General features: G+C 53.8%; 1 protein-coding gene. It reads right to left on the bottom strand.

Features of this window, described 5'->3' with window-relative positions:
- A partial coding sequence (locus tag QN347_RS20800; RefSeq protein WP_323494547.1) for a terminase gpP N-terminus-related DNA-binding protein occupies positions 1–212 on the bottom strand: 212 nt, incomplete at its 3' end.
- Positions 213–240: the final 28 nt, after the last annotated feature.

Genomic DNA, 240 nt, shown 5'->3' on the forward strand with positions numbered 1-240 from the left:
TCTTTGAAGTCGCCACCGGTTTTGAGGTCTTTGGCGATCAATTGCACCAGGCGGGCATCTAAGGCGGTTTCGATTTTTTCGATGACCGAGGCCTTGTCCCAATGATCACGATCGCACCAGCTTTGCACGGTGCTGCGTTTGATGTCGAGGTGTTGTGCAATCGATGAGATCCGCCAGCCTTGCCAATATAAGGCCCGCGCAAGACGACGCATGTCGGTTTTGTTTGCAAGGAGCGTAGCG

The organism is Sphingomonas sp. 10B4 (assembly GCF_035019905.1).
GTDB classification, from domain to species: domain Bacteria; phylum Pseudomonadota; class Alphaproteobacteria; order Sphingomonadales; family Sphingomonadaceae; genus Sphingomonas; species Sphingomonas glacialis.